Source organism: Alloacidobacterium dinghuense (assembly GCF_014274465.1).
GTDB classification, from domain to species: domain Bacteria; phylum Acidobacteriota; class Terriglobia; order Terriglobales; family Acidobacteriaceae; genus Alloacidobacterium; species Alloacidobacterium dinghuense.
In genome coordinates, this window is the sequence record NZ_CP060394.1 from 3,308,108 (window position 1) to 3,328,321 (window position 20,214).

Genomic DNA, 20,214 nt, shown 5'->3' on the forward strand with positions numbered 1-20,214 from the left:
GCTAAGGCGCCGAAGGCGCGTCTGCCTGGACGGCCAGTCCCCAGCCGGCAGCCATGCGGTCTTTCAGAATGCAGCGGTCCATCACCAGCTTGATGCCCGCTGCCTCGGCTTCTGCCGCAGCTTCTTCATGCACGATACCTTCCTGTATCCACAGATAAGGAATTCTGAGGCGAATCGTGTCCTTCACGATGTCAGGAATGTACCTCGGCAGTCGGAAGACATTCACAACATCGATCTTCCCCACTGCTTCCAAAGCCGCATCGAGCGTAGGATAAGCCTTCTCGCCAAGCGAGCTTTCTATCAGCGGATTGACCGGAATGATGCGGTAGCCGCGGCTCTGCATAAACCGCGAAACGCCCAGGCTGGCGCGGCCTTCCTTGTTAGTAAGGCCAACTACGGCGATGGTCTTAGCATTGTCGAGTATTTCCCGGATGGTAGTCGGTTCGTTCATAACTAATCCAGATCGTCTTCAACACCAACTAACACACCACCATCGCCGCCGCTCCTACGCATTATTAGATAGCCACGAATAAACGGCTCTAAGTAACCATCAAGCACTCGATCCACATCGCCAACTTCAACTTTGGTCCGGTGATCCTTGGCAATCCGATACGGCTGAAGCACGTACGACCGAATTTGCGAGCCGAAGTTAATGTCTAACTTCGAATCTTCGAGCTTCTTACTCTCCGCTTTCTTCTTATCCAGTTCGAATTCGTAGAGGCGTGAGCGCAGCATCTTCATCGCCTTCTCGCGGTTCTTGTGCTGGGAGCGCTCGTTCTGGCATTGCACCACAATGTTGGTAGGGATGTGCGTGATGCGCACAGCGGAGTCCGTCGTGTTCACGTGCTGTCCGCCCTTGCCGCCCGACCGATACGTGTCTGTCCGAATATCTTCCGGCCTGATCTCGATCTCGATCGAGTCATCAATTTCAGGCGAGACGAAGACCGACGCGAAGGAAGTATGGCGGCGCTTGGCAGAGTCGAACGGCGAAATCCGTACGAGGCGGTGCACGCCGGTCTCGCCCGAGAGCATGCCAAAGGCGTATTCGCCGGAGACGGTGAAGGTCGCTGACTTGATGCCAGCCTCTTCGCCGTCCTGATAATCGTTCATCTCCGTCTTGAAGCCCTGCTGCTCAGCCCAGCGCAGATACATGCGCATCAGCATCTCGGCCCAGTCCTGGCTCTCCGTGCCGCCCGCACCCGGATGCACCGTCACAATGGCATTCAGCGCGTCCGTCTCTCCGGAAAGCATCGTCCGCTCTTCGAGCTTGTCAACGTATTCACTCAGCGACTGAACTTCGCGTTCGAGATCCGCTTCTACCGGCTCGCCCTCGCGCGCCAGATCGAAGTAAGCCTCGATATCTCCTGTGCGACGTACAAGTTCGTCATCCGACGCCACCTGCTCTTCCATGCGCTTACGGTCTCGCATGAGCGGCTGTGAGACGGCAGCATTGGCCCACACGCCGGGGTCCGATAATTTCGATTCGATTTCAGCTAATTGTTTATGGAGACGGGCCGAGTCAAAGATACTCCCGCAGGTCGCGGACTTTGTCCCGGACGGGAGTGTAGGCGAATTCGAGATCGTTCAACACTTAGGTGACCTGTCTTTATATTCGAAGATTGACTCGGAGCGTTGGGCGTAATGCCATCGCCACGGCCACTATTGTGATTATCCCACAGAGGATGGCAAAGAGATCGCCGTAGCGCGTGTAGAAGGTGAGATCGTCGTTGTATCCGTAGCGCACGACAAGCGTTGTCTCGGCATGACGCGCCGCGCTCAGAGTGACGTGCCCTGCTGGATCGATTGCCGTGGTTACGCCATTATTTGTGTCGCGTAAAATCCAGCGGCGATTTTCAATAGCACGCATGCGCGCCATATTCAGATGTTGCCATGGAGCGCTGGTGTCGCCATACCAGCCGTCATCAGAGATATTCACGAAGACTTGCGCACCATTGACGGCGAACTGGCGCACCTCATCGGCAAAAACGGATTCGTAGCAGATGAAGATGCCGAAGGTGTGTCCGTTTGCGCGAAAGACTTTGCGATATTGGCCGCGCTGCAGATCTACGAGTTGCTGCGTGAGCTTTTTGGCAAAGAAAAAGACATCCCGGTAAGGCACAAATTCGCCAAAGGGCACTAGATGAATCTTGTCGTATCTGCCGAGAACGTTACCGTCCGGTGCAGTAAAGACACCCGAGTTGTATGTGCCTGTGGCGTCATGGCCGAACATTCCGGCAACAACCGGCGCATTGTTCGCAGTGGCAACGCTTCGTAATAAGGCGATGGTGCGTGGATCATCGCTGACGAATGGCGACGGCGCTTCGGGCCAGGCAACAATACCCGGAGGCGGCGTGTTCTGCCCGCAATTTTGCCTTGCCACGGCAGACTGCCGCGTTGGCATTCCCGTGATCGCCGGCGTGCAGTTGCGCTGGCTCTGCTCCATGATCCACGAAACGTGCTCATCCCACTCGGGACCGATCCAGGCCTGGTTGACTGCAACATCGAGATTCGGCTGCAGCAGCACGGCGTAGTCCGAAGTGGCGACTGGCTTCGGCGCAGAAAAGGAGCCGAGTTGCAGCAAAATCGCAAATAGAATCGCACCGACTCCAATGCGCAGTCGCATATGCAGAGAAGACGTAAGCAAAGCTGCAGCAAATAGCGCATTTCCCGCGACGAGTACAAAGGAAATCCCATAGACGCCCGTAAACGGCGCCAGTCGCGTAAGCAGGAAGTTGTCCACTTGCGCGTAGCCAAGTTGATCCCAGGGAACGCTGGTGATCCGCGATGCTGCGAACTCAAGCGCAGCCCAGAAGAACGGCGCGAGCACCAGCGGAAACAAATTTGTACGAAATGCCTTGCGGCAGAGCGCAATCAGGAATCCGAAAACGGCAAAGTACAAACCCAGCACCAGGCTGTAGAGCACAAGGATGCCAAAGGCTCCGGCGGGTGGCACTCCACCATAAAGGTGCATAGTGTCGTAGATCCAATAGCAGTTCAGGATGTACCAGAACACTCCGCAACCATAGCCGGCAAGCGCACTGCGACGAAGATAGCGCGGACCCGCCACATTCCGCTGGCCGAGGAGTCCGTAAAGCAGCGGCACAAGAGCAATCCAGGAAAAAACGGCGCGCCACGGCGGCATTGGCCCGGCGATAGGAAATGGCAGATCAAGAAGAACAGACGAGAGCAATCCAAGAAAAATGGGATTGCGGAGATAAGTGCGCATTCACGCTGAGTCTACCATTGCGTCAATTCTGAAGGTACTTGCCTGGACACAATCACAGATCGCGCTAGAATGTCCGTGTGAGCACACTCGCCTATTTAGGAATGCGCCTGCTGACGTATCTCTTTTTCATCGGACTGGCAGGCTCAGCCGTCGTGATTGTTATCAGCTTCATTGAGGATCTACACGAACTCTTCGGCGAGTAATCGGGCGCTTTCCATTTGACGGCAATTTCATCTAGACATACACTCAGCGCTGAGCGTCCTTGCCGGGGGCAGTTGTTGGCCCGGTGGTGAGTAGCAAGGTTTTTCACCTTTATCCATGCCAGTTGGTCAAACGTTTACCGCTCCTCAATCGAACCGGGTGAGGCTAGTCGTTGCCTCCTCGGTCATGCTTACATTCATATCCTTCTGGCGAGCGGCAGCCGTCGTTCTCAATGACTTAGGATCCTCAGCCTTCTATGCTGGCGGTATTGCGGAAGAAGCCGTCGGTAAAGCTGCGCCGTGGTTCATTCTCGGCGTCATGCTCTTTTCCTTCGCAGTGCGGGCAGTCTATGTCGAGAGCTGCTCCATGTTCACCCGTGGAGGCGTCTACCGCGTAGTAAAGGAAGCTCTTGGCGGCACATTTGCAAAGCTGAGTGTCTCCGCGCTCATGTTCGACTACATCCTTACGGGACCAATCTCAGGCGTTTCAGCCGGACAATACATCACGGGACTCTTAAACGAACTGATGACGGTCGGCGCCGCGCATGGATGGTTACCGCTCGCCCTGATCAACGCAGGCCATGCACGCCAATTGCCGATGAATGAGACGTCGGCAGTTTTTTGCGCTGCAGTCACCATCTACTATTGGTGGCAGAACATCAAGGGCATCGAGGAATCGACAGACAAAGCTCTTGAGGTAATGAAGATCACCACTGTCATGGTGGTTCTGTTGCTCGGATGGGGTATCTTCTCAGCGATTCACGTCAGCGCCAAGCTGCCGCCGCTTCCCATTCCGTCGAATCTCCACTTCTCGCATGATGCTCTCGGCTTCCTCGCGGGAACAAAGTTCGCCACAACGTTGGGACTCTTTGGCATCCTGATGGCCTTTGGCCACTCCGTGCTCGCCATGAGCGGCGAGGAGACACTGGCCCAGGTCAATCGTGAGATCGAGCATCCCAAGCTCAAGAACCTGAAGCGCGCCGCGATCGTGATCGCGATCTACAGTTTCGTCTTTACCGGAATCGTCTCACTGCTCGCAGTGATGTTGATTCCCGATTCGGTACGTGTTCCGGTCTACCGCGATAACCTGATCGCTGGCCTTGCGATGTATGTCGTGGGCCCGCTCACTCTGAAGATTGTCTTCCGCGTCTTTGTTGTCATCGTCGGCTTTCTAATTCTCTCCGGCGCGATTAATACTTCCATCATTGGCTCAACGGGCGTACTGATGCGCGTTGCTGAAGACGGTGTTCTGACAGACTGGTTCCGCAAGCCGCAGAGAAAATACGGCACCAGCTATCGCATCGTGAACTTGGTCACAGCGATGCAGCTCTTCACCATCATTGTCAGCCGCGGCAACGTCATCACTCTGGGCGAGGCATACGCTTTCGGCGTCATCTGGAGCTTTACGTTCAACTCGCTCGCCATGCTTGTGCTGCGCTGGAAGTACAAGGGCGAGCGCGGATGGAAGGTGCCGATCAATATCAAAATCGGCAAAGCCGAACTTCCGGTCGGATTATTCTGTGTCTTTCTCGTCCTGCTTTCGACAGCAATCGTGAATCTTTTCACCAAGAGTGTGGCCACCGAAAGCGGCATTTTATTCGCAGCTGCGTTCTACACCATCTTTACCGTCTCCGAAGCGCGCAACCAGCGCAAGCATGCGGCTACAGCCAAGCAAATGAAGGAGCACTTTCAGCTTGAGCATCCGGAAACCATCGGGCGCGAAGCGCTGGAAATCCGGCCCGGTGGAATTCTGGTCACCATGCGCGATGCTGCGAATCCCTTCGCGCTGAAGTGGGCTCTATCGCGCACCAACGCGGACGATCAGGACATCGTCGTACTGACCGCGCGCATGATGGGCGCAGGCGGTCCTGAATACATCGATGCATCGGAGCAACTCTTCAGCGAGCACGAGCAGATGCTCTTTACAAAAGCAGTCTCAGTAGCTGAGAGTTTCGGCAAACATATCTCGCTGCTCGTCGTCCCGGCTGGCGATATCTTCGCTGCGCTGGTGCAGACTGCAAATTCGCTCGAAGTTACAGCGCTCGTCTCTGGCCTCTCTACAAAGATGACGGCGCAGGAGCAGGCCTATCACGTAGGGCAGGCCTGGGAGAATCTTGCCGAGCCAAAGCGGCAGTTCACCTTCTATGTAGTTATGCCGAATGGCGACGCCCAGGGCTTTCACATTGGACCTCACGCTCCTACCCTGCAGGCCGATGACGTACAACTCGTCCATAGATTGTGGCTCAACTTCCGCCGAGATCCCGATATGCAGGGACTGCATCACAGCGATATAGTTACCTATGCTCTTACTCGTCTTGCAGTAGAGTATGCGCGCGACAAGCAGGAAACGCTGCGAGATATACGTCGTTATAGAGATGGCAGTAACAGAGGCGGAACGATTGAGTCACCTTTAACTCCAAAGTCCGGTAAGCCAGGGACAGACTATTCGATTCCCGCTCCCAAGCCTTCTTCGGGACCATCCGATCACGAAACATAGGCGGCTGCTCCGAGTAGGATCCATTACTTAGTTGTTTATTTTTTCGCGACTATTTTGGAAAGCATGTTTGTCAATATTTGACCACTCCCGTAGAGTAGGAGGGAGTTACTTGGATTTCCAGGTTCCGTATGCATGGAAGAGTTCCGTGCGATCGCAAGCATAAGAGCGGACTATTCAGCGTGCAGAAGATAAGTGCCGCGGATGACTATCCCTGATTCTTTTGCCGTAGCAATACAACATCAGGCAATTGTGGTGTCCGAATGGAGGAATAGTGGAAGTTAGCAAAATTGTGGCTGAACTGGATAAAGAGATTGCACGGCTAAAGGAAGCCCGAGCCCTGCTTGCAGGAATATCTTCACCGAATCGCGGATCGAACAACAAGAAATCCGCAACGAAATCACGCAAGCGAACTATGACTGCCGAAGGCCGCCGCCGGATTGCGGAAGCAATGAAGAAGCGTTGGGCTGAGCGCAGAAAACAGCAATCAGGAAAGAAGTAGCCTATCCAAAGGCAGCGGCAGAGTAGCCGCCGCCTTTCACCTTGGTTACCTGAGGCTCTCACCCGGCGAAATTGCTTTCACCGTAATTCCGCTTCCCTCAAGTGACTTCACAAATTCTTCGGGTGTACCAGTAAGTACCGGAAACGTTCCGTAGTGAATAGGCAGCACAGTAGTAACTCCCAGATACTTCGCCGCCAGCGCTGCACCCCTGGGTCCCATCGTGTAGTGATCGCCGATAGGCAGCATAGCGAACTGCGGTTGGTAAAGATCACGGATTAGCTGCATGTCGAGGAAGACGCTCGTGTCACCGGCGTGGTATAGAACCGGTCCGTTGTCCACGGTGATGACGAAGCCTGCAGGTTCCCCACCATAGATGATCTGACTGCCGCCATCTATTCCGGAACTATGTTTCGCCTCCACTAGGCTGATCGTCACATCTTCATGCTTCCACGAACCTCCCAGGTTCATGCCGACAGTCTTCTTTACTCCTTTGGACTGCGCCCAACCCATCAGTTCCACCATGCCCACGACGGTCGACCCATGCGTTGTCGCAACATGCACTAAGTCGGCCACGTGATCGCCATGACCGTGGGTAGCCAGAATCAGATCGATCTTTTCCGGGAGCTTGTAGCCCTTGGGAAATTTCGGATTCTGCTCGATAAATGGGTCGATAAGGATGGAAGTCCCTTTCGCCGTAGCAATGTGGACTGTAGCATGTCCCAGCCAGGTCACAGTCGTACCTTTCAAATCTGCCATGTATGCACCTCTTTGTTTTTTTTTGGTGTTGGTTGGTGGATTACGGTAAGCGTCTTTTCTTTAGCTTAGGATGCGCACATGCATTTTGGAAAATCGCTGTGTTTGATTGACTCAAATTTCACCCCTTGACTTTCATCCCTTGACTTTCATCCCTTGACGGTTCCCCCCGCTCGGAGTAACTTCATCGACATGGGCGAAGAAAAGGCGAATCTAAGCTTAGGCGAATCGCTCTTTATCGAAGACGATCCTCCAGTCAAATTAGTCGGCATCGCGCGCCTCGCCAATCAGGCCGAACTCGCCGACACCAGCCATTTGACCGAATACCGGGCAATTCATGTCCGATCTATCCTCAATAAGTCGGTCTCCAAACGCGGCCTCCCCTTCGGCAAAACCATCAATCCATACCGAGGGTGCGAGTTCGGCTGCCGCTACTGCTTCGCGCGCTACACACACGAATTCATGGAACTACGCGACCCCACGCTCTTCGAACGCCTCATTTTCGTAAAGCAGAACGCCGCATGGCTGCTGCGCCAGGAACTCCGCAAGCTGCGACCTGGTGAAGAGATCGCGATGGGCACCGCAACCGATCCATACCAGCCAATTGAGCGGCGAATGCGCGTGACCCGAAGCCTGCTGGAAGTCATGGCGGATTGCCGCGGTCTGAATCTCGGCATCGTGACGAAATCGACCCTCATCCTCCGCGACATCGATCTGCTGCAAGAGTTCGCGCTGCGAAACCGGCTTTCCATCCACCTCAGCATCACAACACCCGACGCAAAGCTGGCGCGCATTCTTGAGCCCAGAGCGCCGCGTCCCGATTTGCGCTTCAAAGCAGTCGCTGCGCTGCGAAGTGCCGGCTTGCGAGCCGGTATCCTCTGCTGCCCAATCATGCCCGGCATCAACGATACCCCAGCGGCTTTCGATGCAATGGCCAGGCGCGCAAAGGCGGTGCAGGCAAGCTTTCTGGCTGCCAATCCGCTGTTTCTCAAACCATGCTCGAAGGCAACATTCATGGATTTCGTGCAGCAGAACTTTCCCACACTCGCGCCGAGCTACGAGAAACGCTATGAAGACAACGCCTTTGTGTCGAAGGCCTACCAGAAGCGCATTGCAGATCTGCTCGCACTGGTGAATGACAAGTATGGACTGGGAAAAAGACGCGGAGAGTTCCAACCGGCGCAAACTCCGCCGGTCGATCCGGGACCTCTTCAGCAATCGCTATGGCCTGAGCAGGCGAAGCTCCCGCAACAAGCGCAAACCGACCGCGTCAAGCAGCGGTTTAGCGCGTAATGATCACTTCGTACAGGTTGTCTTTTGCGAGGAAGAAACGATAGTTGCTGAAAACGGAAAACAGTTTCTCGATATTGCGATTGGTATAGACGCGCCGCACCGGAAATGGCGCGCTCTCCTGCATCTCGATCATCTCGGTTTCGGTGAGATGGTAGCGGCAAAAGGTTGTTTCAGGTCCCGTAGCTTTGGTGTGGAAGAGTGCAAGAATGCGCCCGCCTTCTCGCAGCGACTGGTAGAGGCGCTCGACAAGCGGAGCAATCAGCCCTTCGGGAATGTAATCGAGCGTGGTCCAAAGCAGCACAACGTCAAACTCACGCCCATTGAAACTGAGGTTCTGTTCGAAGAATCCCTTGACATCGAATACCGGCTGTTCTCCTGCTTCTGCCGGCGGTGTCTCCCATCCTCCGGTCACCGCTTCATGCACGAGATCGGCCATCCACACACTGTGGCCGAGGCTGGTAAGCTGATTAATATTCGAAGGAGACGTAGGCCCAATATCCAGCACCCGCAGAGCCTGTTCAGTCTTCAGATGTTTTTGCAAAGCGGACCAGCCGCTGGAGTGACGCGGCACGCGCGGTCCCGCAAGCAGAGTAGGCTTGTTTCCCTGCTCCTCTGCCTGGCCGCGGTTGAATATACTTCGCAGCACGCTCATTCCATGCCCTTCAGCAATTTCATCATCTGCGATCGGCCCCGCGTGTTAAACGGCGCTTAATTCGGAGCGTTGAAGAGCGCTCCCGCCTTTTCTGACTGAACCGCGGGTTGCGCGGACGTTGCCGATTTCTCCGTCGCGCCCGAGCCCTGTATTAAGTCTACCTTGCCGGAGAAAACGCTGTTTTCTTCAATCGACAAGCGGGCAGCTCGCAGGTCTCCGGTCACGCGGCATCCGGATCGCAACTCAACCCGCCCGGTGGCGTTAATATTGCCATTCAGCGTGCCAAGCACCACGACATCGCGTGCCGACACGTTGGCCTGCACGCGCGCATTGGCGCCGATCGTAAGCCGGCTGTCCGTCAGCGTAACGGTGCCTTCAACCAGCCCATCCACAAGAAGGTCTTCGCTTCCCTTTACTTCCCCGCGAATCTGGACGGACTTGCCAATCGTGGCGGTCGTGCTGTCGCCTGCAGCCATGTAAATATCTCCTCAATTTCTGTAACTGGGACGTTGCCACGAATATACGCAACGACGACCAAGCCTGCAACCATTCGACTCGACTATCACTTGCAGAGTCGTTCCAAAATGGGCGCGAACTCCTTGATTCGGGAAAACTTCACTGCCGAATCCGGCGTCTAACTGCCTAGATGCATTTCGAAATATGCACAGAAATGCTGTCATGATGAGAAAATGTCTGATGGAAAACAGGCCATGAGGAGTGAAAGCGTAATTCATCGGCCCTGTCGATTGTTGACCTTTGTCACTCTTACAGCCCTCACCATAGCCTTCCCGGTTTATACGGCCTTCGCGCAGAGCGAAGACATTGCCAGCGACCCTGCCGCGTTGGTACGCCGCGCCTCACAGAATGAGTTGAAGTCTGGGAATGGCAATCATCCGTATCGCTATCAGTTGCACAAGGTTGATGACAGCAAGGTCACAACCAAGGAGATTGTCGAAACCAAAGACGGTGACGTGGCTCGCCTGGTCTCATTTAACGACAAGCCTCTTGATGCGGACGCGCAAAAGGCTGAGATCGATCGCCTGAACAACCTCGCGATTCATCCTGAGCTTCAGGCCCATCGCCATAAGAAAGAACAGGAAGACAGCGACCGCGCGAATGAAATGCTTCGCCTGCTGCCCGATGCCTTTCTCTACAAATACATAGACATGGTCGATGGCCCCAACGGCCAGTGCTACCGTCTCAGCTTCCAGCCCAATCCCAACTTCAATCCGCCCGACCGCGAAGCCGAGGTGTATCACGGCATGGCAGGCGAGTTGTGGATCGACAAGGCACAGGAACGCATGGTAAAGTTCGATGCCCACCTTATCGCCGATGTCGATTTCGGATGGGGTATCCTTGGCCGCCTCTACAAAGGCGGCAGTATCCATGTGGAACAGGCCGACGTTGGCGACCACCATTGGGAGACAACTCACATGAAGTTGAGCCTCACCGGCAAAGCTCTCATGATCAAGCCTCTCAGCTTTCAGACAACGGAAGACGCCTCACACTTCGAGCCCGTTCCGCCCGAAATGGGCTATCAGAACGCAATCAAGATGCTGCTGAACGACAACGGCAGCGCCCAAGTGGCCGAAGGACGCGAACACTAGTCAATTTGTTAGCACTTCCAGCATGTCTTCGGGCTCAATCAGGCGGCCTTTGATGCTGTAAGTTTTAGATGTACTTTCTCTAGTCTTTGCAGATAGGCGATCACCTGAAAAAGATTCTTAGCTTGTGGATTGCCCGATGGTCCAAACATCCGTAGTAGGCTCTTGACTGGAATCTCTGTCGCTTCTGCCAATGCTGCGAAACCTGACGTCGCATGAATGTAGTCGCGAAGAACAACCTTGCCGGTCTCCACATCGCCTGAAAGCAGGCACTCGATTCCCTCCTTAAGAAGTTCCCGGCGAAACGCTTTGTCCTTTTGAACCCGTTTCTGGATTGTTTCTCTGAAATCGCGTGTGAGTGCCATTGCTTTGCCTCTCGACTACTTTGCCTTCTTATATTTCGCCCACAGCTCGATCGCTTCCGCGACATCTCGCCGCTGGCGTTTCTTACTGCCGCCACCAAGCAGTATCACCAGCCTGTCGCCGTCTTTCCCGAAGTAAATCCGATAGCCCGGACCGAAATCTATGCGGCATTCATAAACACCTGAACCGACACCCTTCACATTCGAAAAGTTGCCGCTCTCAAGGCGCACCAGCGCTGTCGCGACCTTAGCGGAAGCCGGAGCATTTAAGCCGTGGAACCATTCTGCGAACGGGCTCTCGCCAGATTCAGTCAGATACTCCCGTATCGCAATCATCCGTTAGATGGTAACGCATACGTTACCATCTAAACAAGTGAGTTATATAGCAATCAGACCAGATTGTCATCCCCGCCAAAATCATCCCCGCTTCCAAAATCATCTCCCTGCGTGTCGTCGAAGGAAGTCGGATCGGTGTCGGGCTGGTAGCTGGCCTCATGCAGGTCACCCTGGTTGTCCGGACGGTCGTCGTAGGATGCCTCATGCTCGCGATGTTCAGCGAAGCCCTGCTGCTGCGGATCGTCATAGTAATTATTGATGACAGTCTCTTCAACCGGAGGTGCGCCGAAGCCGGAGCCGTAACCGCCCCCCCCAAATTCACCGCCGCCGTGACCGAAACCGCCGTGCATCAGCGACTCAATCCCCTCAAAAGCGAGCGCACCGGCGGCAACTCCGGCAGCCGTAGTGGCCGCGCTGCGCAGAAAGCCTCCCGCAGGGCTGGGAGCTGGCGGCGCATACTGGGGTGCCGCCGCGTATTGCGGAGCCGCCTGATACTGAGGTTGGTACGCCGGCACCGGCTGATACTGCGCCTGCGGCGGAGCTGCTGTCGGCGCGGGATCGCGATGGCCGAGCAAACTGCCAAGGAAGCTGGTCGCACGAGCAGGTTGTTGTGGCTGTGGCTGTGCTTGCTGCTGCAATTGCTGAATCTGCGCACGCGCCTGGTTCAGGGCCATGTTCTGTATCAAAACCGTCTGTGCCAACTTATAGATCGCGTCCGGATCGCGCGCCAATCCCTCCAGCAGCAGTTGTTCAGCCTCCGGATCTTTTTCCGTCAGCTGTGTTCCTTCTACCTTGCGAACCAGATCTTCAAGCATCGAGCTTTCTTGCGGTGTCATGACAGTCCCTCAAACTCCTAGGATGCTCCTCAAAAGCACCCGTTCATTGTTAAAACGCGTATAAACGCACAAAGTGGCGGACTAATCCGCCACTTTGTAATACGAATTGCAACCCAATTTCGTTCCTTAATCTCAGCAAACGGAGTCCCCGCTATGCGCGGTGTTCGCATGGTGGAGTATCAGGCAAACGCCAGGGCGCGAATCTCTTCCTTGCGAACGGTGAGTTCCCTGACCAAGTCCTCACGGACCTCAAAACCACGCCCCGCGCTCTGCGGAACCGTAATCTCGCCCTCTGAAGAAACCACCACCTCCGGCTCGATAATGTCCTGCTTCCAGTAGCGTTTAGAGGCCGACACATCTCCGGGCAGCGAGAAGTTCTCAAGCGACGAAAGCGCAATATTATGCGAGCGCCCAATCCCGGTTTCGAGCATCCCTCCGCACCAGACGGGAATGCCCCGCTCCTGCGCCGCGTTGTGAACAGCAATCGCCTCGCTGAAGCCACCAACGCGCCCATTCTTAATATTGATGATGCGGCAGGATTCCATCTCGATCGCCGCCAGTGCGTCGCGCCGGTTACGAATCGACTCATCCAAACAGATCGCCGTGTTAAGCCGCTTCTGCAGCAATGAGTGAAAATAAAAATCATCGGACCACAGCGGCTGCTCGATCATCAGCAAATTAAACTCATCAAAACTCACCAGATGCTCGATGTCGTTCATCCGGTAGGCCGAGTTTGCATCGCAGCTGAGCATGATGTCGGGCCAGCGTTTCCGCACCGCATCGAACACTCTCGCATCCCATCCCGGTTTGCACTTCAGCTTGATGCGCTTATATCCCGCTGCTACTTCTTTTTCAATCTCGGAAAGCTGCTTTTCGAGCGTCGGCTGAATACCGATCGAAACGCCGCAGGGGATTACCTCGCGAATGCCGCCAAGCAATTCAGCCAGCGCAAGATCGCGCATCTGCGCTTCCAGATCCCAAACCGCATTTTCCAGCGCCGCCTTGGCCATGCGATGTCCGCGCACCTGTCCGAAAATGTTTGGACACTTCCCGGCGTGCTCCGGGTCGGCGCTCGCTAACGCCGGCGCAAGTTCCTGCGCTGACACCAGCCAGGCGGTGTCGATGGTCTCGTCGCTGAAATAAGGATGTTCCCCGGCAACGCACTCTCCCCAGCCGGTGAAACCCTCCGCCTTGATCTCGACGAGCATAATGCGGCGTTCGGTGGTTATTCCAAAGCTGGTCTGAAAAGGCTGCACCAGCGGCATGCGGATCTCTCGAAGAACGATGGCGTCAATTTTCATGCATCAATCTCTTGGTATTGAAAACACTGGCTCCTGCCAGTGCCCGAGTCCAAAAATTCCGTTGCCTTCTGCATCCGTCCTGAAGTCGATCACCGCGAGGCCGCGCGCAAACGCTTTCTCAAACCGCTGGCGGTTTTCCGATTGCACAGCAAGCGCTCGGTCCTGATTTTCAACCGACGACTTCCACTTGCCGATCTCGTGCGGAACCGTGATCGTTTCCTGAATTGTTACTATTTGATTCGCCTGCTCAGTATTGGGTTTCACGGTGGGAGCGTCAGACAAGATTGCCTCGACGCGCTCCGACTGCATCCACCACTCGGCATGCAAACGGTCTGTAGGCAATCCTCCTTGCAGACGAGATGAGGATACACCATAAAAGTTCGATGTATATCTGCGGACTATGGCGCCAAGCCTGTGGATATTTAGGAAAGAATTCTTGATCTCCAGCGGATCAAAAGTCCATTCCATCAATTGGAATCCCTTGGCAAGAGCATCTTCCCGCTGCGCCAGCTTCAGCCGGCGACCGATTCCGGCATTGCGAAATTCCGGCCGCACTGCCAGCATGTGCGAATGCAGGTACGGTTCCGGAGTGGCCCCAGGACCACTTTGAGGCCGAACGGCTGGAAGAGCCATGGCAAAGCCCACCAGATTCTCCGAAGTGTCGTCAGTTCCGTCACTTACATCGAATGCCGCCAGCACCTGGCCGCCAATTTTTTGGGTCACGGTGAACACCCGTCGCGGGATCACATCACCGTCGGAATAGCCCCAGACATCCACCTGCACTTGCACGCAGGCATCCAGTTCCTCAAATCCCTGGCAGGCGCGAATCAGCACCGTGCGCGCCTGCGGAGTAACAAAGGTCGTGCTCATTTCGCGCTGCGCTCCTGCTCTTTGGCGCCATTCCACAGGTTTTCCAGAGCCTCGGGTGCAAGCTGTTCGAGCGGCGTAACGCTGGCCGCTTCCATGGCAGCGAACCGCCGGCGAAACTTGGCGTTCGTCTCTCGCAGGGCAAATTCTGGGTCGACATGCAGATGCCGCGCCAGATTGACCGCCGTAAACAACAAATCCCCCACCTCCGAGGCGACCGCAGATGCATTGTGCTTCTCCGGCTCAGCTAACTCCGCCTCCAACTCGCCAATCTCTTCCTGCAGCTTGTCAAAGAGCCCGCGCACATCCGGCCAGTCGAATCCCGCCTTGGCCGCCTTCGAACCTAGCTTCGTCGCTTCAGCAAGCGCCGGGAGCGCCCGAGGCACGGCATCCAGCCGACCCGCTACTTCCTCATCTTTTACTTGAGCATTCTTCTCCAGCTGCTTGATCTGCTCCCAGTTGCGGAGAACCTGTATTGCATCGATCCCATTCGTCTCCAGCCCTTGGGCAACATTGCCCGCAGCTGCCGCAGCTTCATCGCCAAAAACATGAGGATGCCGGCGAATCAGCTTCCGGTTCAGCCCCTCGATCACATCCGAGATGGTGAAGTCGCCTGCCTCCGCCGCCATCTCCGAGTAGAAAAGCACTTGCAGCAGCAGATCGCCCAGCTCTTCTCTCAGATCAGCCCAATCCCGCCGCTCAATCGCGTCAAAGACCTCGTACGTTTCCTCCAGCGTGTATTTGCGGATCGAATCGAAGGTTTGCTCGCGGTCCCAGGGACATCCACCCGGCGCCCGCAGCCTGGCCATAATGGCAACTGCCTCGGCAAATTGCTGTGTGGGCATACAGCTTTACTTTAAATGATGCACCACGACCGCTCTCAGCTCTGCCTGAGCGCCTCTACCGGATTCAGTTTCGTTGCCCGCCGTGCCGGAACATAGCTGGCCAGCAGCGCAACGCCAAGAAAAATCACCGGCGCCAGTATGAATGTCATAAGGTCGCGAGCGCTCACGTCATACAGCATGTCCGACATCAACCGCGTCATCAGAATCGCGGCAAGCAGCCCAATCCCAATTCCAACAACCGACAGCCAAAGCCCCTGACCGACCACCAGCCGTAAAATGTCGCCCCGTTCTGCCCCGAGCGCAAGGCGAATCGCCATCTCATGCCGCCGCTGCGCAACCGAATACGCCAGCACGCCATAAATCCCGATGATCGCCAGCGCAAAGGCCCCCACCGAGAACGCAGCCAGCAGCATCATGGTGAAGTGCGGCTGCGAGCGCGAGCTATCCATCAACTCGTCGACCGTCTGAATGCTGGTCACCGGCTGGTCCGCATCAACGGCAGCAATCTGTTTCTGCACCGCCGAAGCCATCCCCTGCGGAGGCACATCCGTTCTCACCAGCAAATTCATGTTTCCCCACGGCAACTGCGGAAACGGAACATAGACCTGCGCTTGTGTCTCTTCCGCCAGCCCCTGGTTCTTGACGTCACCTGCCACGCCGACCACTTCAGCCCCTACGGTCGCGCGGCCAATGATGACTCGCTTGCCCAGCGGATTCTCACCCGGCCAGAAGCGCCGCGCAAACGTCTCGTTCACGACAATAACCTTGGGTGCCTGCGCATCGTCCGCTGCGATAAACCAGCGGCCACCGCGCAAAGGAACCCGCATCGTATCGAACCACTGCGGGCTCACTGCTTCGATGTCAAGAAAAGGCCGCTGCGCCAGCGGCACTTCCGCCTGGCCTTGCGGCAACATCGGCGTAATGCGCTTCGAGCTCAACGGCAACGCCGCTGAAATCGCCGCGCTGCGCACGCCCGGCAGCGCCGACACGCGCCGCAACACCTCGTCAAAGAAAGCAATCTGCTGCTCCGGCTTTGCATATTTCACCGTGGGAAGTGAAACATTCATGGTGAGTACGCTATGCGCATCAAACCCCGGATCGACACGCAGTAATCGCGCAAAGCTGCGCAGCAGCAACCCAGCACCAATGAGCAGCAAGAGCGAAAGCGCCACCTGACCCACGACGAGAAGACTGCGCACTCGCGCCCGCTCGCGGCCAGCCGACGCGCTCAGTCCTTCCTCGCGCAACGTCGTGTTCAGGTCAGCCCGTGCCAGCTGCAACGCCGGAAAAATACCGAAACCCGCTCCGGTTAACAGCGATACCCCGACAGCAAACAGCAGCACGCGCAAATCCATCGTGATTGGCATGCCCTGCGGCAATTGGCTCGCCGATAGAGTCGCCATTGCCCGCGTCGCAGCCCAGCCAAGTCCCACTCCCAGCACACCAGCGAAAAGCGCCAGCAGGATACTCTCCGTCAGCAGCTGCCGCACAATCACACCTCGGCTCGCGCCCATCGCAGTGCGGACTGCGATTTCCCGTCGCCGGGACAGCGCGCGGGAGAGCAGCAGGCTGGCCACATTCGCGCACGCAATCAATAGCACCACGGCAACCGCGGCGGAAAGCATCAGTATTCGGCCACGCACATTCGCCACCACCAGATCGCGCAATGGGCTGGCCATCATCATCACAGCTGGATCGGCATCGGGCGCCGTAGGATTTTGCTGCCTGTACTGTTCATTCAGAACCGCCAGCTCTGACTGAGCCTGCGCCACCGTGGTTCCGGACCGCAGCCGCGCCAGAAAGCTGAGATATCCCACCCCCGAGCGCAGCCGCTGCGGAGTCATCAGCGTCAGCTCAAAGTAGCGTGGGGTCCAGACATCCGCCTGCCCGATGAAAGGAAACTGCGCGTCAGCCGGAAGAATACCAACCACCGTATGCGGCGCCGTATCCAGCGTCACCGTCCGCCCCACAATATTTGGATCGCCGCCAAACCGGCTGCGCCAGAGCGCATCACTGAGCATCACGACGTGCTCGCCTTCGGGCCGACCTTCCGCATCGCTGAACACGCGACCAAGCTGCGGCCGCACTCCCAGCATAGGAAAAAAGCTCGGCGACACGCGGGCCACCGGCACCTGCATCGGCTCGCCATGCCCCGTCAGATCGAAAGTGTCATTCGTCCACGCAGCGACTGACTGAAAAGATTGACTGCGATCGCGCAGCAGCTCATAGCGCAGCAGTGTGCCGCCGCGCTCCGCCGTTTTGTCCTTCGATTCCACGCTCACCAGTTGCTGCGGGTCGTGATAAGGAAATGGCCGCAGCAAAAGCGCGCTCGCCACCGTGAACATCGCCGTATTCGCGCCAATTCCGAGAGCGAGAATCAGGATCGCCGCCAAAGCGAATCCCGGATTCTTGAACAGCACGCGCAGACTGAAACGAAGATCGCGAAGAAGAGCCAGCATGATGCTCAGATTACCAGCATGATCCTCAGATTATAGGTTCCGGGCAATCAGCTCGCGTAGTCCTGGTCAGCCAGTTCCGAATAAAGCAGCCGCGGCTTCCCCATTAAGAAGCGGTTGCTCCCGCGCGCCACGAACCCCGGCGAACGCCCCCGAAGCCGTGCCTCAGCCTCGTGAAATGGCCCAACAAATCGAACCGCGCGCGGAATGCGCGGATACAGCAGTCGCAATCGGCGAGCAGCGCGCCGCACCGATTCTTCCTCGCGCGCACCGAACGACAACCCAAACCCACTTCGTAACCTCGGAGGCATCCAGAAAGCTGTCAGTGCCCGATACCAGCGCGGGGGACGAACCCACGTACCCACTCCCGAGAGAACACTCTCCCCCAGCATGCGCGCGTCGTCATCGACTCCCAGTACAGGCGACTCCATCATCTCCGTCGTGTACCGAACGAACGCCGACCAGTCTCTAGGCAGCGCATTCACCGGCACACCGAAGAGCGCCGCCATCCGTTTGCTCTCCGCGTAGTACTGCTCGCGCTCAGCCGGAGTCAGCGGCGTTAGCACTAGGTCGTGAGCCAAAACCGCGCCTTCCACCAGCGTCGCGTAAACCCACTGCAGAGCGCTGGCCTCATTGGCCTCATAATGCTCGCCACGCGGATGTGCGCCAATAGCATGAGACAGCTCGCCGCGGATTCCGCTATGGCGACGGTAAAGCTGCCGTGAGGCAGCGATCGCCTGCGCGCGAGTGCCGAACAGTACGGTGTAGACCACACTGAACGTAGAATGAAACCGCGCAAGCGCATCGTTCCTGAAATTCGAGTGCTGCATGAGTGAAGCCGCAACCCACGGATGCGCCAACTGCAGCAGAGCTGCGCGCCCGGCTCCGAGAAAGAGCACAGACTCCCGATCCACCCGCCAGATCACCGAATCCGGACCGAAGAAGCCAGAACGAGGCTCGCCCGGCAGTCTCTCCAGTTCGGAAAGCACTTCTTCCAGATTGTTCCGTGACACGAACTGCGGCGATGCGCTTCCCGTGATCATGTCTACTTGGATGCCATGCCCTCTTCGCGAACTAACCAGCTTAGCAGCCCTGTCACAGTTCCGAGCGCGAAAGCAGGAGGCTCTATACTTCGTCCAGTGATCGTGGTCGCCATCTTCTCCGTACTTTTCGGACTCAGCTTCGGCAGCTTCTTGAACGTCTGCATCTCGCGCCTGCCGAAGCATCAATCCATCGTCCACCCGCCATCGCGGTGTCCCGAGTGCGGAGAATCGATCTGGATCCGGGACAATCTTCCACTCGTCGGCTGGATTCTGCTCGGCGGCCATTGCCGCCATTGCAATTCGCGTATTCCGCTCCGGTATCCGCTCGTCGAACTGGCCGCCGCAGCGCTATTTCTCCTGACGTACCTTACCTTCAACTTGACACTCGAAGGCGCAGGTATGGTTGTACTCTGCTTCCTGCTCTTGGGGCTGGCAGTCATGGATGCCGAGTCCCTGTTCCTTTCCAACGCCTTCACCGTGCCCGGAATCGCACTTGGCATCGTTTATTCCGCAATACGCGGAGGCTGGCGCGCGGCAGTCCTCGCCGTTGTCAGCGCCGTTGCAGCCGCCGGTCTTATTCTCCTCATCCGAAGCGCCTATTGGCTCGTGCGCAAACAGGAAGGCATGGGACTGGGAGACGCGAAACTTATGGCCATGATCGCAGCGTGGTTAGGACCATGGCAGACCCTGCTTGCATTCTTTCTGGCCATGGTTGCTGCTGCGATTTTTGGACTGTTCTGGATATCGTTGAAGAAAGGCGGGAGCATGAGAACTCTACAGTTGCCGTTTGGTTCGTTCCTCTGCGCCGCCGCCATCTATGCCGTATTTCAGGGCCAGCCGATCTTGAAGTGGTACTTGCAGTTTTTTCGCTAACATCAAGCTTTAATGGACACTGGACAGAATCCGTGACAGCTGCGTCAAGTGATGCCGCGCATGCACGGCATGAAATTCGCGCCACTGATCCGCTGTAAGCGGGCCAAAAGCAAAGTGCGAAGCCATTGGCTGCGAGCCGAACTTCTCCGCGCACTCATCGAGCAGGCCATCCACTCTTGCCAGTTCAAGCTTGAACTTCGCTGCCAGTTGCAGACCCGAAAGCTCGCCCAGCTGTAACTGCCCCGGCCGCACCCGGTCCGGCGCCTTGCCGCCCCCGGGAAATCTTCCCGCCATGATGGTCGCACGCCAACTCGATTCATGCGCGGGCAGGAGCGGAGCCAGAGTAGGCCGTCCTTTCCGCAAGCGCTCCTCAAGCACTTCGGCGGTGCTCCGGTAAGTGAGAATCAGATGCTCGATCACTTCCTGCGCGCACCACTTCCCGGGATCGGCGTCGGGGCGAATCTGCGCCTTCGCCGCGCTGACGCCCCCAAGCGCCTCGGCATATGCCTGCTGCACGGATTCAAATGTCGGATGCATCGATCTTGGACACCTTCCCCACCCTGTCAAGCCT

At 56.7% G+C, this 20,214-nt stretch carries 21 protein-coding genes; 6 read left to right on the forward strand and 15 right to left on the reverse strand.

The window, feature by feature from the left end; all coding sequences use genetic code 11:
- Position 1 precedes the first annotated feature (1 nt).
- The 3 genes from H7849_RS13565 to lnt form a co-directional block, all read right to left on the reverse strand.
- Entirely contained in the window at positions 2-451 is a 450-nt protein-coding gene (locus tag H7849_RS13565) for a CoA-binding protein (RefSeq protein WP_186739934.1), read from the reverse strand.
- Between the two features lie 2 nt (positions 452-453).
- Positions 454-1,591, reverse strand: a protein-coding gene (gene prfB, locus H7849_RS13570; protein WP_222439645.1) for a peptide chain release factor 2 whose coding sequence is annotated in 2 segments (ribosomal slippage) — positions 454-1,521 and positions 1,523-1,591 — 1,137 coding nt in all. Because the reading frame shifts where the segments join, the coding sequence is not laid out codon by codon here.
- A 15-nt stretch (positions 1,592-1,606) separates the two neighbouring features.
- Complete coding sequence (gene lnt / locus H7849_RS13575; protein ID WP_186739936.1) at positions 1,607-3,226, reverse strand: apolipoprotein N-acyltransferase; 1,620 nt, start codon at positions 3,224-3,226, stop codon at positions 1,607-1,609.
- 77 nt (positions 3,227-3,303) lie between these two features.
- Here lnt and H7849_RS27110 point away from each other — a divergent pair, with 77 nt between their 5' ends.
- The 3 genes from H7849_RS27110 (at position 3,304) to H7849_RS13585 (ending at position 6,422) form a co-directional block, all read left to right on the forward strand.
- Positions 3,304-3,429 (forward strand): hypothetical protein, encoded by a 126-nt coding sequence (locus H7849_RS27110; protein WP_285288891.1) that lies wholly within the window; start codon positions 3,304-3,306, stop codon positions 3,427-3,429.
- 115 nt (positions 3,430-3,544) lie between these two features.
- Positions 3,545-5,923 (forward strand): APC family permease, encoded by a 2,379-nt coding sequence (locus tag H7849_RS13580; RefSeq protein ID WP_186739938.1) that lies wholly within the window; start codon positions 3,545-3,547, stop codon positions 5,921-5,923.
- A 271-nt stretch (positions 5,924-6,194) separates the two neighbouring features.
- Positions 6,195-6,422: a hypothetical protein gene (locus H7849_RS13585; protein WP_186739939.1), complete on the forward strand. Its 228-nt coding sequence runs from the start codon at positions 6,195-6,197 to the stop codon at positions 6,420-6,422.
- A 45-nt stretch (positions 6,423-6,467) separates the two neighbouring features.
- Here the strand turns inward: H7849_RS13585 and H7849_RS13590 are convergent, their stop codons facing one another.
- Positions 6,468-7,178, reverse strand: coding sequence for a metal-dependent hydrolase (locus tag H7849_RS13590; protein WP_186739941.1), 711 nt, complete (start codon positions 7,176-7,178; stop codon positions 6,468-6,470).
- Between the two features lie 189 nt (positions 7,179-7,367).
- Here H7849_RS13590 and H7849_RS13595 point away from each other — a divergent pair, with 189 nt between their 5' ends.
- Entirely contained in the window at positions 7,368-8,468 is a 1,101-nt protein-coding gene (locus tag H7849_RS13595) for an SPL family radical SAM protein (protein WP_186739942.1), read from the forward strand.
- Here the strand turns inward: H7849_RS13595 and H7849_RS13600 are convergent.
- Both H7849_RS13600 and H7849_RS13605 read right to left on the reverse strand, forming a co-directional pair.
- Positions 8,458-9,114: a class I SAM-dependent methyltransferase gene (locus tag H7849_RS13600; RefSeq protein WP_186739944.1), complete on the reverse strand. Its 657-nt coding sequence runs from the start codon at positions 9,112-9,114 to the stop codon at positions 8,458-8,460. The two genes, H7849_RS13595 and H7849_RS13600, sit on opposite strands and share 11 nt — an antisense overlap.
- A 62-nt stretch (positions 9,115-9,176) precedes the next feature.
- A complete protein-coding gene (locus H7849_RS13605; protein WP_186739946.1) occupies positions 9,177-9,596 on the reverse strand; it encodes a bactofilin family protein in 420 nt (139 codons plus the stop codon).
- 234 nt (positions 9,597-9,830) lie between these two features.
- Here H7849_RS13605 and H7849_RS13610 point away from each other — a divergent pair, with 234 nt between their 5' ends.
- On the forward strand, positions 9,831-10,727 hold the full coding sequence (locus H7849_RS13610) for a hypothetical protein (protein WP_186739948.1): 897 nt from the start codon (positions 9,831-9,833) through the stop codon (positions 10,725-10,727).
- A gap of 38 nt (positions 10,728-10,765) precedes the next feature.
- Here H7849_RS13610 and H7849_RS13615 read toward each other — a convergent pair whose 3' ends face one another.
- The 8 genes from H7849_RS13615 to H7849_RS13650 all read right to left on the reverse strand — a co-directional run bounded on the left by H7849_RS13615 (position 10,766) and on the right by H7849_RS13650 (position 18,770).
- Entirely contained in the window at positions 10,766-11,089 is a 324-nt protein-coding gene (locus H7849_RS13615; protein ID WP_186739950.1) for a helix-turn-helix domain-containing transcriptional regulator, read from the reverse strand.
- A 15-nt stretch (positions 11,090-11,104) separates the two neighbouring features.
- Positions 11,105-11,422 carry a type II toxin-antitoxin system RelE/ParE family toxin gene (locus H7849_RS13620; RefSeq protein WP_222439646.1) on the reverse strand — a complete coding sequence of 106 codons (318 nt, stop codon included), beginning with the start codon at positions 11,420-11,422 and terminating at the stop codon, positions 11,105-11,107.
- A 53-nt stretch (positions 11,423-11,475) separates the two neighbouring features.
- Positions 11,476-12,258, reverse strand: a complete 783-nt coding sequence (locus H7849_RS13625) for a DUF2076 family protein (protein ID WP_285288892.1) — start codon at positions 12,256-12,258, stop codon at positions 11,476-11,478.
- Positions 12,259-12,437: 179 nt separating this feature from the next.
- Positions 12,438-13,559 carry an o-succinylbenzoate synthase gene (menC, locus tag H7849_RS13630; RefSeq protein ID WP_186739954.1) on the reverse strand — a complete coding sequence of 374 codons (1,122 nt, stop codon included), beginning with the start codon at positions 13,557-13,559 and terminating at the stop codon, positions 12,438-12,440.
- 3 nt (positions 13,560-13,562) lie between these two features.
- Positions 13,563-14,429, reverse strand: a complete 867-nt coding sequence (locus H7849_RS13635; RefSeq protein WP_186739956.1) for a GNAT family N-acetyltransferase — start codon at positions 14,427-14,429, stop codon at positions 13,563-13,565.
- Entirely contained in the window at positions 14,426-15,271 is an 846-nt protein-coding gene (gene mazG, locus H7849_RS13640; protein ID WP_186739958.1) for a nucleoside triphosphate pyrophosphohydrolase, read from the reverse strand. The genes H7849_RS13635 and mazG overlap by 4 nt, the downstream gene beginning before the upstream one ends.
- 35 nt (positions 15,272-15,306) lie before the next feature.
- On the reverse strand, positions 15,307-17,730 hold the full coding sequence (locus tag H7849_RS13645) for an ABC transporter permease (protein WP_186739960.1): 2,424 nt from the start codon (positions 17,728-17,730) through the stop codon (positions 15,307-15,309).
- A gap of 47 nt (positions 17,731-17,777) precedes the next feature.
- Positions 17,778-18,770 (reverse strand): oxygenase MpaB family protein, encoded by a 993-nt coding sequence (locus tag H7849_RS13650; protein ID WP_186739962.1) that lies wholly within the window; start codon positions 18,768-18,770, stop codon positions 17,778-17,780.
- A gap of 15 nt (positions 18,771-18,785) precedes the next feature.
- Between H7849_RS13650 and H7849_RS13655 the strand changes: the two genes are divergently transcribed.
- Positions 18,786-19,643, forward strand: coding sequence for a prepilin peptidase (locus H7849_RS13655; RefSeq protein WP_186739964.1), 858 nt, complete (start codon positions 18,786-18,788; stop codon positions 19,641-19,643).
- 9 nt (positions 19,644-19,652) lie between these two features.
- On the opposite strand, the gene H7849_RS13660 is transcribed toward H7849_RS13655, so the two are convergent.
- Positions 19,653-20,180: a DinB family protein gene (locus H7849_RS13660; RefSeq protein WP_186739966.1), complete on the reverse strand. Its 528-nt coding sequence runs from the start codon at positions 20,178-20,180 to the stop codon at positions 19,653-19,655.
- Positions 20,181-20,214 lie beyond the last annotated feature (34 nt).